Annotated in this window: 10 protein-coding genes and 2 pseudogenes; 10 read left to right on the top strand and 2 right to left on the bottom strand. The window is 70.8% G+C overall.

The features are described 5' to 3' along the window. The first annotated feature begins 12 nt into the window (after positions 1-12). From HS104_27770 to HS104_27760, 3 genes are read left to right on the top strand one after another with little or no spacing between them, the layout of a single operon-like run. On the top strand, positions 13-1,062 hold the full coding sequence (locus tag HS104_27770; GenBank protein ID MBE7483749.1) for an alpha/beta hydrolase: 1,050 nt from the start codon (positions 13-15) through the stop codon (positions 1,060-1,062). Next, positions 1,059-2,513, top strand: a complete 1,455-nt coding sequence (locus HS104_27765; protein MBE7483748.1) for a cyclic nucleotide-binding domain-containing protein — start codon at positions 1,059-1,061, stop codon at positions 2,511-2,513. Before HS104_27770 ends, HS104_27765 begins: the two co-directional genes overlap by 4 nt. A 39-nt stretch (positions 2,514-2,552) precedes the next feature. After that, entirely contained in the window at positions 2,553-3,323 is a 771-nt protein-coding gene (locus HS104_27760) for a class I SAM-dependent methyltransferase (GenBank protein ID MBE7483747.1), read from the top strand. 10 nt (positions 3,324-3,333) lie between these two features. On the opposite strand, the gene HS104_27755 is transcribed toward HS104_27760, so the two are convergent. Then, entirely contained in the window at positions 3,334-4,209 is an 876-nt protein-coding gene (locus HS104_27755; GenBank protein MBE7483746.1) for a radical SAM protein, read from the bottom strand. 218 nt (positions 4,210-4,427) lie between these two features. Then, a pseudogene (locus HS104_27750) lies at positions 4,428-4,574 on the bottom strand (peptidoglycan endopeptidase). Positions 4,575-4,602: 28 nt separating this feature from the next. On the opposite strand from HS104_27750, the gene HS104_27745 reads away from it, so the two are divergent. The 7 genes and pseudogenes from HS104_27745 to HS104_27715 all read left to right on the top strand — a co-directional run bounded on the left by HS104_27745 (position 4,603) and on the right by HS104_27715 (position 16,592). Beyond that, the gene (locus tag HS104_27745; GenBank protein MBE7483745.1) at positions 4,603-4,959 is read left to right on the top strand and encodes a hypothetical protein; all 357 of its coding nucleotides are present in this window, start codon (positions 4,603-4,605) and stop codon (positions 4,957-4,959) included. Next, complete coding sequence (locus tag HS104_27740; protein ID MBE7483744.1) at positions 4,956-6,233, top strand: PQQ-binding-like beta-propeller repeat protein; 1,278 nt, start codon at positions 4,956-4,958, stop codon at positions 6,231-6,233. Before HS104_27745 ends, HS104_27740 begins: the two co-directional genes overlap by 4 nt. Positions 6,234-6,358: 125 nt before the next feature. Beyond that, positions 6,359-8,158: a hypothetical protein gene (locus HS104_27735; protein MBE7483743.1), complete on the top strand. Its 1,800-nt coding sequence runs from the start codon at positions 6,359-6,361 to the stop codon at positions 8,156-8,158. Between the two features lie 107 nt (positions 8,159-8,265). After that, on the top strand, positions 8,266-11,010 hold the full coding sequence (locus HS104_27730) for a protein kinase (GenBank protein ID MBE7483742.1): 2,745 nt from the start codon (positions 8,266-8,268) through the stop codon (positions 11,008-11,010). A 1,795-nt stretch (positions 11,011-12,805) separates the two neighbouring features. Continuing rightward, positions 12,806-14,353 (top strand): annotated as a pseudogene (locus tag HS104_27725) (hypothetical protein). Between the two features lie 112 nt (positions 14,354-14,465). Then, the gene (locus tag HS104_27720; protein ID MBE7483741.1) at positions 14,466-14,969 is read left to right on the top strand and encodes a hypothetical protein; all 504 of its coding nucleotides are present in this window, start codon (positions 14,466-14,468) and stop codon (positions 14,967-14,969) included. Positions 14,970-15,107: 138 nt separating this feature from the next. Continuing rightward, the gene (locus HS104_27715; protein MBE7483740.1) at positions 15,108-16,592 is read left to right on the top strand and encodes a hypothetical protein; all 1,485 of its coding nucleotides are present in this window, start codon (positions 15,108-15,110) and stop codon (positions 16,590-16,592) included. Positions 16,593-16,609 lie beyond the last annotated feature (17 nt).

Raw genomic sequence — 16,609 nt, 5'->3', positions numbered from 1 at the left:
GACTCCCGCGCCGTGCGACCCAAGCGCCCGCCGCAACGCCTGCCGACCCGCCTGCGCCGCAACGCCGGCGCATTCCTCGTGGACAACTTCTTCCGCGGGCTCTCCCGCGTCGGGAAGCTCCATCCGCAGGCCAAGCCGGAGCGCCACGACGTCGAGGTGATTCGCGACGTCCCCTACGACGACACGGGCCTGCCCGAGCACCGGCTCGACGTCTACCGGCCCGGCGGGCTGTCGCGCGGGGAGCTCGAGCAGGTCCCCGTGGTGCTCTACGTGCACGGCGGAGGCTTCCGCATCCTCAGCAAGGACACCCACTGGATCATGGGCCTCGCGTTCGCGCGTCGCGGCTATCTGGTGTTCAACATCAGCTATCGCCTCGCGCCCAAGCACCCGTTCCCCGCCGCAGTGCGCGACGCCGCGGCGGCGCTGGATTGGGTGCGAAAGAACGCCGGGCGCTACGGCGGCGATCTGGAGCGGCTCGCCTTCGCCGGCGAGAGCGCGGGAGCGAACCTGGTCACCTCGCTGGCCATGATGACCAGCTATCGCCGGCCCGAGCCTTGGGCAACTCGGGTCTTCGACAGCGGCGTTCGCCCCAGGGCGGTGGTCGCCGCCTGCGGCATCTACCACGTGAGCGACGTCGAGCGCTTCCGGCGCCGCTGGCCTCACATGAGCGGCTTCATCCACGATCGACTGAGCGAAGTGAGCGAGTCGTACCTGGGCGACGTGCAGCGCCACGAGCCCGGGCACCTCGAGCTGGCCGACCCGCTGACCGTGCTGGAGCGCGGCGACGAGCCGGCGCGCCCGCTGCCGGCGTTCTTCGCGCCGTGTGGCACGGCCGATCCGCTGATCGACGACACGCAGCGCCTGAGCAATGCCCTCGGAAAGCTCGGCGTGGAGTGCGAGGCCCGCTACTACCGAGGCGAGCTGCACGCCTTCCACGCTTTGGTGTTCACGCCCAACGCTCGTCGCTGCTGGGGCCACACCTATTCCTTCTTGGATCGCCACCTGGGTACGCCCGGGCCCGGCCTGGAGGTGCCGGTGGTCCGCTTCCGAGGTGGTCCGTGAGCGACGACGCGGCGACGCGTCCCACGGGCAAGCCCCGGCCGGAGCGCACGCTGGAGCTCGCGCGGGAGCCCGCGGGCTCCGGGGCCGACTTCGATACGCTGGTGCTCGACGCCGACGGCGCCGAGAGCGTGCGGGTGCACGGCGCCGAGGAGGTCCCGAGCACGCAGCGCTCCGCGGTCGTCCCGGTGCTCCCGTCGGAGCGCTTCGAGGACCAAGGCGAGATCGGGCGCGGCGGCATGGGCAGCGTGCACCGGGTCTTCGACCGCGCGATCCTCCGGACCGTGGCGGAAAAGCGCCTCCACGACTCCGTGCGACTCCTGCCGGGCGCAGCGGCTCGCTTCCTCGAGGAAGCGCAGATCACCGGTCAGCTCGACCACCCGAACATCGTCCCGGTCCACGACATCGGCGTGGACGAGACCGGCTCGGTGACGAGCTTCAGCATGAAGCTCGTCAAGGGCAGGACGCTGAAGGAGCTCGTGGCCCAAGCCCACGCGGAGCGGCTGAGCGGAGCGCACATCGAGGCGCTCTTGCAGGTCTTCTTGAAGCTCTGCGACGCGGTCGCGTTTGCGCACAGCCGTGGGGTGATCCACCGCGATCTGAAGCCCGACAACGTCATGGTGGGCAGCCACGGCCAGGTCTACCTGATGGACTGGGGCATCGCGCGCCTGACCGGCGGCTCGCGTCCGTCGGACTTGAGCGTCGATGCCGGAGTGCTCGGCGGCCGCGAGCCGGCGTCCCCGGAGCGCTCCAGGGCCGTGGTCGGGACTCCGGCCTACATGGCGCCGGAACAGGCGGAGGGTCGCGTCGCCGACATCGACGAGCGCACCGACGTGTTCGGCCTCGGCGCCATCCTGTATCGAATCCTCACCAACCGCGCGCCGCACTCGGCGGAGAGCTCCGACCAGGCCATCGAGAAGAGCATTCGCGGTCAGATCGAGCCTCCGGAGCGGGTGGTGGGAGATTTGCGCCTGCCGCCCGGCCTGTGTCGCATCACGCTGAAAGCGCTGTCACGGGAGCCGTCCGAGCGCTACTCGAGCGTGGACGAGCTCAGGCTCGCGGTCTCGGACTTCTTGCGCGGGGGCGGCTGGTTCCGCAGCATCGAGCTGCGAGCTGGGACGGTGATCGTGCGGGAAGGGGAGAGCCCCGACGCCGCCTACATCATCAACAGCGGGCGCTGCGAGGCGTATCAAGTCGTGGACGGCCAGCGGCGGTCGCTCCGGATCATGGGGCCCGGCGAGGCCTTCGGCGAGACCAGCATCTTCGCCGACCAGCCGCGCGCCGCCAGCGTGGTCGCGCTGGACGACGTCGTCGTGATGGAGATCACGCTCGACGCCCTGGAGCAAGAGTGCGGCCAGCGCTCGTGGATGCGGACGTTCGTCACCGCGCTGGCCCAGCGCTTTCTGGACGTGAACCGCGAGCTCGACGAGCTCCGGCAGAAGTCGGGCGGGTGAGCCTGCGCACGGCCGCGGCCCGTGCTATCGCCTGCCGACATGAAGTCTCCCCTCCTGCTCGCCCTCGCCAGCCTGATCCTGGTCCAGTGCGGACCGCCCCCGTCGCCGCTGCCGGCAGCAGGCGGCGAGAAGGAGCCCGCCGCAGCGCCGCCAGCGCACGCCGGGCACCACGCCGAGCAGCACCACGCCGGCGCGGGGGAGCACCCCCACGGCGGACACTCCGCCCCGACGGCAAACCATCGCTTCGACGACGCCGAGCGCTGGTCGAAGGTGTTCGACGATCCGAAGCGCGACGCCTGGCAGAAGCCGGACGAGGTCGTCAAGGAGCTGGGCCTCGCGCCCGCCGACGTGGTGGCCGACCTCGGGGCCGGCACCGGCTACTTCAGCGGACGCCTCGCGCGCGCGGTGCCAAAGGGCAAGGTCTTCGCCATCGACATCGAGCCCAGCCTGGTCGAGCACATGAAGAAGCGCGCGGAGCGCGAGGGCACCGCCAATGTGGAGCCAGTGCTCGGCACCGCGTCCGATCCCAAGCTGCCGCCCGGCGTGAACGTGGTGCTGGTGGTGGACACGTACCACCACATCGGCGAGCGCCCGGACTACTTCCGGCGCGTGCGCGAGCGGCTGGCCAGCGGCGGACGCGTGGTGGTGGTGGACTTCAAGTTGGGGAAGTTCCCGGTGGGCCCGCCGGACGACCACAAGCTCGCGCCGGAGGTCGTGATCAAGGAGATGGGCGGGGCGGGCTACCAGAAGTGCAAGGCCTTCGACGGTCTGCCTTACCAGTACATGTTGACCTTCGCCGAGAAGTGCTGAGTAGGCTCAGTCACAGCCCGCGCATCCACTCCGGCTTGAGCCGCGACTCGTCGCCCTCCGCGATCACCGCCTCCAGGATCTGCACCAGCTCCCGCTTGTCTCTCGGCAGCTCCGCCCGCACCGGCAGGTAGTTGCTGGCGTGGTTGGAGGAGAACCGGCACTTCGAAAGACTGCTGTCCCGCACCAGCGTGAGCAGCTCGCCGAGCAGGCCGAACTTGCCCGGCAGGGTGAAGTCGCCGCGCTCCTCGGCGCGCGCGAGGGGCGTGCCGGGCACCACGGTGGTGGTCAGCGCCCCCACGTAGGGCGGGTCCATGGCGGTGAGCAAGCTCGCCGTGTCCCGGGCGTGCGCCGCGGAGAGCCGCGTGCCGCCGATGCCGAGCAGCACGATGACCGAGTGGACGATGCCGGCGTCGCGGAGCTTGTCCGCTGTCGTGACGCACTCGGCGGAGGTTCCACCCTTGTCGATGAAGGTCAAGACCTCGTCGTTGCCGCTCTCGACCCCGTGGTACACGATGCCGAGGCCCGCCGCGCGAAGCTCGGCGAGCTCCGCCGGGCTCTTCCGGCCGACGCTGCGCGTGTCGCCGTAGCAGCCGACGCGCTCGACCCACGGGAGCTTCTCGCGCACGGCGCCGAGGATCTGGAGCAGGCGATCGGTCGAGAGGATCAGCGCGTCCCCGTCGCACAGGAACACACGCGAGAACCTGGGGCCGAGTCCCTCGGCCTCGGCGAGATCTCTCGCCACGCTCTCCCAGGGCTTCGGGCGGAACTGCTTGTCACGGTACATGTCGCAGTACGCGCAGCGGTTGTGGCTGCAGCCGATGGTGACCTGGAGCAGCAGGCTCTGGGCCTCGCTCGGTGGGCGAAAGATGCGACCGACGTAGTCCACGCGCGGGAGTGTACAGCTCGAGTTGCCCCGGAGCAGGGTTCGCGCCACTATTGTCGGGCGATGGCGGTCCTCGCGCGTCCGTGCCTCTTGGCAATCGGCGTTGCGCTCGCGGCTTGCGGCGGCGGCGACGAGGGCGGGTTGTTCGGTAAGGGCAGCGGCGGCGCCGCGGGCGCGAGCGCCAGCGGCGGCACGAGCGGGGGCAGCGGTGGGGCGCCGAGCGGGGGCAGCGCCGGGGCCGGACAAGGTGGCACGTCGAGCGGAGGCGCCTCGGGGTCGGCCGGGGCGAGCGGCGGCGCGCCGAGCGACGGTGGCGGCGCGACGGACGCCGGCGCGAGCGGCGGAACGGGCGGCGCTGGTGGAGCGAGCGGCGTCGGCACCGGTCACTGTGGCGCGTTGACCTGCGCGTTCAGTGCCGGCGACGCCTGCTGCAAGCCCGAAGGCGCTGCCCTGTATTGTTCGAACGCGGCGCTCTCGAACCCCTGCAAGTGCAGCGGCATTCTCTGCGACGCTCTGGAGATCAAGTGCGACGGCCCCGAGGACTGCCCGTCCGGCAAGATCTGCTGCGCCGAGCGCGGGCTGACCAGCTCGACCTGGGATGTGGTCGAATGCCGCGAGAAGTGCACGAGCGATCCCATCGTCGGCTCGACGCGCCGGGAGGTCTGCCACCCCGGGGGCCAGCCGTGCGCCAGCGGAGCAGCGTGCCAGAGCGACGCCGGCCTGCCGTCGGGGTACGCGACCTGCGCGCAGTGACCCGCGCTGCGTTCGGTCTAGCGCTCCTCCTGGTGACCAGCGGCTGCGAAGCGGAGCGCGTGAAGACGGCGGAGCGCGGCAAGGCCCTGGCGCACGCAGCCGAGATCGCCAGCGGGGTTGCGAGCAGCCTGCGCTGCGTGGACGACGCCTGGCCCGTCTACGCCCACGATGAGCAGCGCAGCGGCGCGAGCAGCGGCTGCTGCAAGGGCCCGCTCTCGCCGCTGTGGCGCTTCGAGCCGCCGCCGAAGCCGCCTCGGAACGCACGCACTTTTCACGCAGTGGTGACCCGAGACGCGGTCTACGTCAGTGGAGTCATCGGCGAGTCGCCCAGTGTGTTCGCGCTCGACCTCGAGGGGAAGCCACTCTGGACGTTCGACAGTCACGTGGACATCACTCGCCACGAGTGGCCCTCCTTCGTGCTCGACCGAGTCGTCCTGAACGACGACGGGCTCTACATCCTCGACTCACGGAGCGGCGAGCAAGAGGTCAACCGCGGGCTCGACTCCTGGGGTCAGGTGATCACCAACGGCAGGAATCTCTTGGCGGTGAACACCTGGTACATCGCCGGCCCCAAGACCTTTGTCGGTGCGCTGGAGGTCGGCGGCGCGCCGTTGTGGAAGAAGCACGAGTACGGCTTGGTGCGAGAGGACGTCCTCGATCGCCTGGGGGGCATCGCGCTCGCCGGCGAGCGCGTGCTGTTCGCGCCGAACTACGCGCCTTCGCCTGGCGCCGGCGTGTACGCCTGCGCGGCGGGAGACGGCGCCGAGCTCTGGCGCGCGGAGACGATCCCGAAGAGCCACCTCTCCGTCGCCGGAGAGAGCGCGTACCTGTTCGAGCGCCCCGACGGCGAGCCCATGCCCACCCTCGTCGCGCGTGACGTCGAGCACGGCAAGCGGCGCTGGACCTTCCAGGCCGAGTCGAGCGAGGCCACAGCGCCGCTCGCCGCCGGGAGCCGGATCCTGTTCCGCGAGCGGGGCGGCGGCGTGGTCGCGGTGCGTCGCGGCGAGGGCACGCTGGCGTGGCGCGCGCAGCTCTCGCTCCCCGAAGCGTCCGACGTCGCCTGGGCTACTTCGCAGGCGGCAGCCCTGGGCAGCGGCACGCTGGTGGCCGTGGACGGCACGGAGCTGGTCGTGCTCTCCCTCGCTGACGGCAGCGTAGAGTGGCGCGGACGCCCGAGCTCGCTCTCGGGCGCTGTCCACAGCCCGGTCGTCGCAGGGGGCCGGGTCTATGTGGTCGACCGGGCGGGCGTCGCAGCGCTCGGGTGCGCGCCGTGAGCCCCAGGACTGTCGCAGCCGCGGCACACGGCGCGAGCGGAACCGGCGTTCACGCCGGTCACCGCGAGTCCACGCCGAACCGCCAAAAACGGGCGCGGCACGATCGTTGCTGGGACCAGTGGCCGATGCTTCGCCGCTTGGCCTTGCCCCTGGCCCTCCTGGCCTGCTCGCTCCCCGCCCGGGAGTCGCACGCCGGCGGCAGGGTGCTCAGGGCGGCCGACTCGCCGCTCTTCGTGAGTGGGGTGCGCGTGGCGCAGGCCCGGGCACCCAAGTGGACGACGGCGTGGCTCTCCCTCGACGTGGACGGCGGCCCGGGGCGCTTCGTGTTGGTATTGCCGGTCCTCCCGGGCACGAAGCTCGATCCCGCGCTCGACGCCTTCTTCTCCGCCCTCGACACCTCCACGGCACCGCGCATCCGGCCGCCCAAGCCGGTGCTCGCTTGCGGCGCGACCCACGAGAGCTCCCTGGAAGACACCAGCGAGAGCGCCTCCCACACCCTCTCTCCCGCGACGCTCGCCGTTCTCGACAGCCTCTCCGCCGTCGACTCGTTCGCCGTGCAGCAAGGGGTGGCGTTCGACGCCCAGGACGCCGCCAAGCTGGGCAGCGTGAGCTCGTCGGGCTTCGTCGCCATCGTGTACGACCTGGGGCAAGGCGTGGGCACGACCGAGACCATTCGGGTCAGCCTGCCCGCACCCGCGAGTCACCTGGGCCTCGGGCTCCTCGCCAGCGACACCGCGCCGGAGGTGAGCGTGTTTTCCATCGCCGAAGGCAGAGCAGCCTTCACTGCCGGCATCGACGAGCTCGGGGCGTCCGCGCTCGGCACGGAGTGGCAGGTGCTCGCCGGCACCAGCAGCTACGCGGAGGACCGCCGGAGCACGCTGCTCGCCGCGCTCGGTGGCGTCGCCGTGATCGAGAGCAGCGGCAGCACGCCGCTCTTCGGCTGGAACGTGCTCCCGGGCGGCGCCGGTGCGCTGGCCCCCGGTGTGAAGACCTACTTCGAACGAGCCAAGAAGGAAGGCGCCGGCATCGCGTCGCCGGATCTGTGCGTCGAGCCGGTGTGGGGCGCCATCTCGGCCGGCAAGGGCGGGGCTCGGCTGTCGCGCGTGTGCGCGGCGGGCTCGCTGGTCGCCGTAGCGGGCGGTCAACCTTGCGACGAGCTCCCGGCGCCGGGTGAGATCTCCGGCGCCGCGCTGCGCTGCGGGGCCGCGGACGACGTCGCGTTCGCGTTGTCGGGCTTGCGCGCCGACGCCGTGCGGATCACTCGGCACGCCACCGTGGCCGGACCCGCGACTCCGACCCTCGCGGACGTCGGTGTGGGGGACGGGCCGGCGGTCTCGCTCGTGGTGACCGCCGCCTCCGCCGACACGACCGGATGCGTGGGTGGCGGCGGTGCTTCCGGCTCGGGAGGAACCACCGGCGGCGCCGGCTATGCAGGCTACGGCGGCGGCGGCGGGTACGGCGCGAGCACCGGGTACGATCCGGATCCCATCGTCGAGCCGGAGCCGCACGTCGACGTCAGCTGCTGGGTCCAGGTCGCCGATTCCTGCGGGAGCAGCGGTTCGGACGGCTCGGGCGAAGACTCGTGCTCGGGCGACTCGAGCGGCGACGCCGAGGGCGACACCTGCTCCGGCGACTCGTCCGGCTCGGACGCGGAAGGGGACACCTGCAGCGGTGACTCGTCGGGGAGCGCGGAGGGCGACACTTGCGGCGGCGACTCGGCGTCCGGGGCAGAGGGCGACACCTGCTCCGGCGGGGACACCGGCGGCGGCGGAGACAGCTGCAGCTCCGGCTCGAGCTCGAGCGGCGGCGACTGCTCCGTGCCGCGACGCCCCCGCCGCCTGCGCGTCAGCGCGCTTTTCCTGCTGTTTGCGGCGATCGCGCTGCCGCTCCGGCGCGCGAGCCGACAGCGCTACCGGCGGGCCTGAACGGGCGTGCCCCCCGGGCCCCGGAAAGCCCAGGACAATCCGCGGCCCCGCCGCTCTTGCCTCGCCCGGTGGCGCTTCTATGATGATCCGTCCCCTCAGGGCCACCCATGGCGGCAGAGCAGCCGGTTCAAGACGAGCTGAGCCTCGCCAAGCAGCGCATCGGGGCGGTGGTCGCGGGCAAATGGCCGATCGAGAAGCTGATCGGTCTCGGCGGCATGGCCGCGGTGTACCTGAGCCACGACCCGAACGGGGCCCCGGTCGCGATCAAGATCCTGCACAGCGAGTTCTCGACCAACGACGGGGTCCGCCAGCGCTTCATTCGCGAGGCGAAGCTCACGCAGGCCGTCGATCACTCCGGACGCGTCGAGGTCTACGACGAAGGCTCGAGCGAAGACGGCGACCCCTACTTCGTGATGGAGATGCTCGAGGGGGTCACCCTCGACAAGCTCTGGAAGCGCCACAACCGCGTCCTGCCCCTGGAGTACGCCCTCGAGATCATCGACCGCGTCTTGGACTTCCTGGCGGTCTGCCACGGGCAGAGCATCGTCCACCGCGATCTCAAGCCGGCGAACATCTTCGTCACGGACTCCGGGTACGTGAAGGTGCTCGACTTCGGCGTCGCGCGGCTGCGCGAAGCAGGCGTGGACCCGACTCTCGCCGGGACGGCCCTCGGCACGCCCGCGTACATGGCGCCCGAGCAGGCGCTGGGCTCGAACGATCGTATCGACGCGCGGACGGATCTGTTCTCGATCGGCGCCGTCCTTCACGCTCTGGTCAGCGGCAAGCGCCTGCACGAGGGACGCTCGCACCAGGAGGCCTTCGTGCTCGCCGCGACCCGCCCCGCGCCCAGCGTGGCCCGCGCCAAGCCGGATCTGCCGCCGGACGTCGTGGCCCTGGTGGACCGCGCGTTGCAGTGGGACCCGCGCAATCGCTTCCAGAATGCCCAGGAAATGCGCGACGAGATCGCGCGCGTCCTGGGGGTGCTCCAGGGCGCTCCGGCTGCGCCCCCCGCTGGCGCCGAGCCGGAGAAGAAAGCGGAGGTCGCGAGCCAGCTGGCCGCGCTCGCCGAGCAGGAACAAGAGGTCAAGAAAGAGGAGCCGCTCAGCCCAGAGGAACAGCAGGCCATCGCGGCGCTCCAGGAGGCGTTTCGTCAGATCGAGCGCGCGCTCACCGCCGTCCGCCAGTACACCTGGGATCACCCCGTCACTACCCAGCAGATCGACGCCACCACCCAGGTCTTGGCCCAGGTGCTGGCGCGGCACCCCGAGGACTTCGTCTTCGACGTGAAGCCGCACTCGTTCACCAAGCGCGGCGCCGTGCTGTGGGAGCCGCTGCACCCTTTCGACGAGATCCCGTACAACCTGTTCGCGAGCGGCTTCCGAAAGTTCACGTTCCTTCCCGGGCTCGACGCCGAGGAGCTGCGCGCCTGGCTCGAGCTTGTGCGCAAGGACCCGTATCGAGATTTCTCGCCCGAAGACGACATGGCCACGGCGTTCTGGGAGCGTGGCTTCGCGCACATCCGCTACATCGTGGTGATGTCGTTCCTGGCGCTGAACGCCTCGGACGACGTGGCACGACAATACGAGGCGCTGCTGGAAGACGGCCACCGAATCCTGGCGGAGATGAACCGCAAGCGGGGCGAGAACGCGGAGCCCGACGAGGCCATGGACCTCGAGGAGAAGGCGGCGGCCATCGCTGCTCGCCAGGTGGCGCTGCGAGCCGTCCGTGCCTCCGGCGCACTGGCTCTCGACGAGCGCTCCAGGGCGGCCATCGCCGCGGCCATGGACATGCCCGAGCACGAGTGGGAGGCGCGCTTCGTGGACGTCCTGGCCGACGCAGCCGGCGACGCGGTGGCCTTCGGCAACCTGATGCTCGCCGCCGTCCCGCTGAGCGGCGCGTTGCACGAGAACGCCGCCACGCAGACCCTGGAGTTCGCGCTTCGCATGGTCGTGAGCGTGGCGGAGAGCGTCACCCTCAGAGGCGGGCGCGAGGTGCGGCAAGAGCTGATCCGCAGCGTCTTCGACGCCGATACCATGGCACTCGTGGTCAAGGAGCTGACGCGCAAGGTGCCCGACGCGGAGAAACCGCGTCTCCAGCGCTGCGCGCCGTACCTCGCGGTCCTGCTCGAGGACGTCGGACCGGAGGCGTTCGACTCGGTGCTGGCGGCGATGGCGCGTGCCGAAATCGAGGACGTCCGGAACGCTCTCGTGCGCTACCTGGAGCGCCACGCCGTCGGTCGGGAGGAGAGCATCGGCGAGCTGCTCAACGACGCCGACTTGGCTCGTGGTCGCGTCATCCTCGCCATCCTGGGGCGGCTGAAGACCGAGGCCGCGGCCCTCGCTCTGCGCAAGGCGGAGACCAGCCCCCACCCCGAGCTCCGCGTCGAAGCCGTGGCGATGCGCGCGGCCGCGAACATGGAAGGACTGCGCGACGAGCTGGGCAAGCTGATGACCGATCCGGACCAAGCGGTGCGCATGGCAGCGCTGCGCACCCTGGTCCGCTACAAGGTCAAGGAGGCCGGCCCGCCGCTGGCGCTGCACATCCAGAGTCAGGCCTTTCACAAACTGGCGGTGGAGGAGCGCCAGCTCTTCTTCGAGACGTTGTGCGAGCTCTCACCCGCGCGCGGCGAGGCTGTGCTCAAGGATCTGGTCTCGAAGACCGGCATGTTCACCCGCGAAGACGTGGACGACACGCGCATCTTGGCCATGAACTTCCTGGCCAAGATGAGCCGCTCGCGAGACGTGTTGGAGGTGCTGGATCAGGCGGCGGGCAAGTGGGGTAACTCGGCGGCGGTGAAGAATGCCGCGCAACAGGCCGCGACGCAGCTCAGAGCGCGGTTGGTGGCGCGATGAGCGACGAGGTCCAGACGATTCAGACGGCGGACGAGGCCCAACAGAACGCCTACCTCCGCAACGTCGCCGAGCTGGCCCAGGCTCATCAGCAGCGCGAGCTCGGCGCGGCGCTGGCCTTGCAGATCTTCCGGCTCCTGAAGATCGTCCAGTTGCACGCCATCGACAACATGGCGGTGCTCCAGCAAATCGATCAGACCGTCGAGGCATTGCGTGGCTTCGGCGCCGCGACCGGGGAGCCGCTCACGCTGCTCTTCGCGAAGAGCACCGTGTTCGTGGCCGGTCACCTGCTCAAGGCGTCGCGCGGCGAGTACGAGAACGCGCTCGAGCTGGGCAACATGGTCCGCAAGCTCGGCGTCTCCGAGATCATGATCGAGACGGACGCGTCGCGCGCCGACCTGACGGCGCTGGCCCGCCTGTTCCAGTCGGGGGAGGGCGCGCGCACCGAAGCAGGCTTGATCGAGCCTTCGCCCCGCATCCGACTGCGCTACGTCAACCCGGCCCGCATGGGCGAAGGCGAGGAGGATCTCTCCGTCGAGGAGCAGATCGTTCGGACCTACGCCACCAGCGTGGTGGTGATGCGCCGCATCTTCGAGAACCTGACCAACGGGCGCTACCAGCTGCCACACCACGCCAAGCGCCTCGCGCAACGACTGGTGATGCTCTCCGAGGGAGACACGCCGGCGTTCCTCGGCATCACGGCGATGCGGAACCTGAACCACGACGCGGCGGGAAGGGCCGTGAACCGCAGCATCCTCGCGGTGTCCATGGCGCGCCAGCTCACGACCGACCTCGGCGCGCTGGCGCGCATCGCGATGAGCGCGTTGTTCTTCGACGTGGCGCACCCGTTGGTCACCGGCATCGTGGGTCGCGGCAACGAAGTCGTGGTGATGCGCATGACGGAGGACGCAGAGCGGCGCCTCCCGGCGGCGACGGCGCTGGTGCTCACGGCGCTCGGCCAGCTCCGCCCTGCTTCGATGGTGCGCACGGTAATCGGCTACGAGTCGCACTGGCTGCGCCAAGCGGAGCACCTGGGACAGCTGTACAACGGCGTCCGGCGCGCGATGGTCGCGCCGCGCATCGTCACCGCGGCCAATCGCTTCAACGAGCTGCTCGAGCCGGATCTGGCCGCCAGCACCACGCCCACCCCCGACGAAGCCCTCGAACAGATGCGGTTCGAAGCCAAGGACGCGACCGACCGCGCGCTCCTGGCGCTCCTGGTCGGCGCCCTGGGCATCTTCCCCCGCGGCACACCGGTCCAGTTGAACACCGGTGAGCGCGGAGTAGTGGTCAAGACCTCGGCCGAGCCCGCCGACTACGTGAACCCGACGGTGCGGTTGGTCTACGACGCGCACGGGCAGCTGCTGCGCGCGCGCATCGCCCTCGACCTGGCGAACGATCCGGCGCGCCAGGTCATCGGCGTCGTGGCCGCCGAAGGAGCGCTCGCCGAAGCGCGGGCCAAGGTGCTCGAGGCGGTCGCTGCCACCCGCAAGCAGCCCGAGCGCGCGCCCTCGGAACCGCCCGACAGCTTCGAGCCCGACAACGCGGTCCCGACGGTGCCGCCTGCCCCGCGCGCGCCGGAGCCGCAGCCCATCGCGCTCAGCCCGGATGTCGTGCCCACGAATCCGCCTCCGGCGCCTGCTCCGCGTTCGACGCCTGCGCCGCGTCCGCCGCCTGCGCCGCGTTCGCCGCCGGAGGTGAACAGTGCGCTGCCCTACGAGCCGGACCTGCCGGACGTGTTCCCAGATCTCGAGCCCGAGCCCGAGCCCGAGCCCGAGCCCGAGCCGATCGCGCTCGCGCCGGAGCCGGAGCCGATCGCGCTCGCGCCGGAGCCGGAGCCGATCGCGCTCGCGCCGGAGCCGGAGCCGATCGCGCTCGCGCCGGAGCCGGAGCCGGAGCTGCTCTCGCCCGACCTGGTCTCGGAGCTCTCGCCCGACCTGGTCTCGGAGCTCTCGCCCGACCCATTTGCCGACGTCCTGCCGGACGTCTTGCCGGAGCCCGAACCCGCGCCCCCGCCGCCGATGGCGCCGGTCGCCGCGGCGCCGCGGGTCCAGCGCCCGCTCAGCCCGGGAGTCACCCCCGTGGCGCCCCCGCGCCGCGTGCGAACGCCGAGCTCGGAGGACGCGACCGTGATCCACGACGCCTCGGATCTACGCAGCGCGGAGATGAAGAGCGCCGAGATGCGCAGCGTCGAGGTCACCTCACCGTCGTATCCGTCGGCACCGTCCATGCCGTCCGCGCCTTCCGTTCCGTCCACACCTTCCGCTCGGCTCAAGCGCTCGAGCATGGCGCCGCCGTCGATCGGACCGCCGCGCAAGTCCGGTGGCACGTTGCCCGGCATCGACGAGACGCCGAGCAAGAGTGGCTCGCTGCGCAATGCGCCACCGCAGAGCGGCCCTCCCGTGGTGCGGCGCGGCTCGGCGGCGGTCGCGCCGCCGAAGGCCGGCGTGAGCATCGACGAGCACAGCCTCGACCCCCACGAGATCTCCGAGGTGGAGCCGTCCGCCCCGTCGGCGCACTGGCGGCGGGCGCCCAAGACCATCCCTCCCAACGAGCACGGCGAGCGCGGCTTCGATCAGGTCCATGCCCCCAGCGCCAGCGGCTCTTTCGAGCGCACTCCGTTCTCGCACATCTTGCTCTACCTGCTCGACCGGACGCTCAGCGGCACGCTGATCTTCACCGAGCCCGTCGAGCGCAAGGAGGACTCTCCGGTCGAGCACGCGGCCTACTTCCAGGACGGGATCCCCACCAAGCTCAATACCGGCGTGCGGGTCGCGCCCCTCGGGGCGCTCCTGGTCGCGCACGGCGTGCTCGACCAGGCCCAGCTCGAGAGCGGTCCGATCTCGCAGCCGCCGACGCACGAGGCCACCCTCGAGGCCGAGCTCCTGGAGTTCGGGCTGGCGCGGCCGGAGCAGATCGCGGCGGTTCGCAACGACCAGCTGGGCGAGCGACTGATCTACCTGTTCGGCCTGCCGTCGGGCACGAAGTACTCCTTCTACAACGGTCTCGATCTGCTCGAGGCCATCTGGGGCAACATCCCTGGCCTGGCCGCGCCGATGGACATCCTGACGCGTGGCCTGCGCCAGCACCCGGAGGAGGCCTCCATGGACCGCGTGCTGACCCGAGTGGCCGGCAGCGCGCTGCACCTGCACCCGGAGTCCGATCTAGAGGCGTTCGGGTTCGACGAGGCGGAGCGCACCGTGGCCGATGCCATCGGCATGACGGAGGCGTCGCTGCCGGATCTGGTGGAGGCGGGGCACGATCCGGACGTCATCCGCCGCGTGGTCTATTTGCTCATGGTCACGCGCTGCATCGCGCCGGTTGCTGCGCCGGCGTCCTCGCGTGAGGCCTCGACCGTACGCAGGTCCGGCGCTCCTGCCAGCGCGGGGCGGCGCCCGAAGAAGCAGCCCTGACGCTGCCCGTTGGGGCGCGCGAGAAAATGCCCTATCGTCCCGGGGATGGGAGAGTCCACCTGGAAGGTCTGCTCGACATGCAAGCGCTCGATCGGCTTCGAGCAGAAGTACTGGGTGTGCAGCGTGTCGACCTGCAACCGGAAGCGTATCGGTCTGTTCTTCTGCTCGGTGCCCTGCTGGGACGCGCACGTCCCCGAAGCCAGGCACCGAGACGCATGGGCGGAAGAGCGTAGGGCCCCGACCGCGCTCGAGTGGCAGCGCCAGCGCGAGGCGGAGGAGCGCGAAGCCGAGCCGCGCGACGAGGCGGTCGAGGCGCCGAGGCGCCGGATCGTCAGCGGTGGGGGCGAGGACGAGCTGCCGAAGGACGTGCTGATCGTCGTCTCCAAGCTGAAGGCCTACGTTCGCGCGCGCTCCGGCATGAACACCTCCGATTCGGTGACCGCAGTCTTGTCGGAGCACCTGCGCAAGCTGTGCAACGAAGCGATCCGGAACGCAGCTCGCGACGGACGCAAGACCGTGCTCGACCGCGACTTCGAGCCGCTGCTCTGAAAGCGCCTGGTCGCACGCGCCGCCAGCGCGGAGCATTTGCTCGGGAGTCTCGTGACTTGCCGGGCGAGCACGCGCCGGGCTTGCACCGGCGCCTACATTGTGCCACATCGGCGCCCTAACAACGACATGGTGGGTGCGATGAGACAACACAGCGTTTTCCTCGGACTTTCTGCAACGATCATCGCAGCAGCCGTCGCCGGCTGTTCCTCCAGCGGCGGCGGCGGCGGGCAAGCCAGCGGCGGTACCCCCGGCTCGGGTGGCACCACGGGCGTCGGTGGCGCGGGCAGTGGTGGCGCCAACCTCGGCGGCGCGAGCGGTGGCGGTGCGGCCGGTGCCGGCGCGACCGGCGGCGGCGGTGGCGGCCCCGCGGCAGGCTCGATCGGCGCGCCCTGCACGGGTGCCGGCGACTGCACCGGCGGTGCCTGCATCACCGAGGACCAGGGCTGGCCCAACGGCTACTGCGCCGTCGAAGGCTGCTCGGCGGGCAGCTGCCCGGACGGCAGCGACTGCTTCGAGATGACCAGCGGCAAGACCTTCTGCCTCAAGACCTGCGGCGACAGCAGCGAGTGCGCCAGCGCGTACGCCTGTCACCCGACGGCGGGCGCCTGCGTTCCAGGCTGCACGGGCGACAGCGACTGCGAGTCGACGGAGGTCTGTAACCCGAAGACGCTGAGCTGCGAGCCCAAGCCCTGCACCACCGGCAGCTGTGGCTCGGGTCTGGTCTGCGACACGGCCTCCGGCAAGTGCATCCCCGACGCCGGCTCGAGCCCGGGTCCGGGCCCTGGCCCAGATTGCACCGGCAAGCTGCCGGTGCGCGACTGCACCGGCACCCTCAGCTACTGCGGTGAGCTCCTGCCGTTCGAGCCCGATCTGGGCCCCGGCTACGAGGACTATCCGCTGAACGGCGAGACTCAGTCGAACCAGTATCGGAGCTACCTGCGCCGCGACGCGCAGATGTTGGTGAAGTACGCCGCGGCCTACGTGGAGTGCAAAGCCAAGAGCTGGAACACCGGCAACGGCGGGTTGATCGGGCTCGGTGACATGAGCGAGTCGAACGGCGCCATCCCCGGCACGTCCATCGGCCAGCCCGGTCACCCCCAGGGCACGCACGTCAACGGCCACGACATCGACATCGCCTATTGGCAGGCCGGCACCGCCGACAACAAGCTGCGCCCCATCTGCTCCCACACTTCGGGCGGCAAGGACCAGTACCACTGCGTCTCCGCACCCGACAAGCTCGACATCTGGCGCACCTCGCTCTTCCTGGGTGCGATGTTCACCAGCGAGATCGTGCGCGTGATCGGCGTCGACGGGCAGGTCGGCTCGCTGGTCGAGAACGCGATGCCCGCGCTGTGCTCGACCGGCTGGCTCCCCGCCAAGGCGTGCACGGCCATGAATTCGAAGCTGGCCTACGAGGTCACCGACACCGGCAAGGGCTGGTACCTGTTCCACCACCACCACCTGCACCTGTCGGTCACCGGCAAGCTGCCGACGAACCCCAACACGATCGCGCCGGATTTCGGCGTCGGCAAGCTCCTGGTCCCCGGCCAGGAGACACACGCCAGCTCTCTCATGTCCCTGGCGAACGTGCCGGGTCACGCCCTCGTGACGCGTCGCAATTGAAGTAGTCCCGCCGGGCC

Source organism: Polyangiaceae bacterium, assembly GCA_015075635.1.
GTDB lineage: Bacteria > Myxococcota_A > Polyangia > Polyangiales > Polyangiaceae > JADJKB01.
This window is presented reverse-complemented; position numbering and strand designations above follow the sequence as displayed.

Excerpts from the sequence above, each read along its gene's own strand:
- HS104_27760 (MBE7483747.1), top strand. The coding sequence starts at position 2,553 with ATGAAGTCTCCCCTCCTGCTCGCCCTCGCCAGCCTGATCCTGGTCCAG.
- HS104_27735 (MBE7483743.1), top strand. The coding sequence starts at position 6,359 with ATGCTTCGCCGCTTGGCCTTGCCCCTGGCCCTCCTGGCCTGCTCGCTC.
- HS104_27730 (MBE7483742.1), top strand. The coding sequence starts at position 8,266 with ATGGCGGCAGAGCAGCCGGTTCAAGACGAGCTGAGCCTCGCCAAGCAG.
- HS104_27720 (MBE7483741.1), top strand. The coding sequence starts at position 14,466 with ATGGGAGAGTCCACCTGGAAGGTCTGCTCGACATGCAAGCGCTCGATC.
- HS104_27715 (MBE7483740.1), top strand. The coding sequence starts at position 15,108 with ATGAGACAACACAGCGTTTTCCTCGGACTTTCTGCAACGATCATCGCA.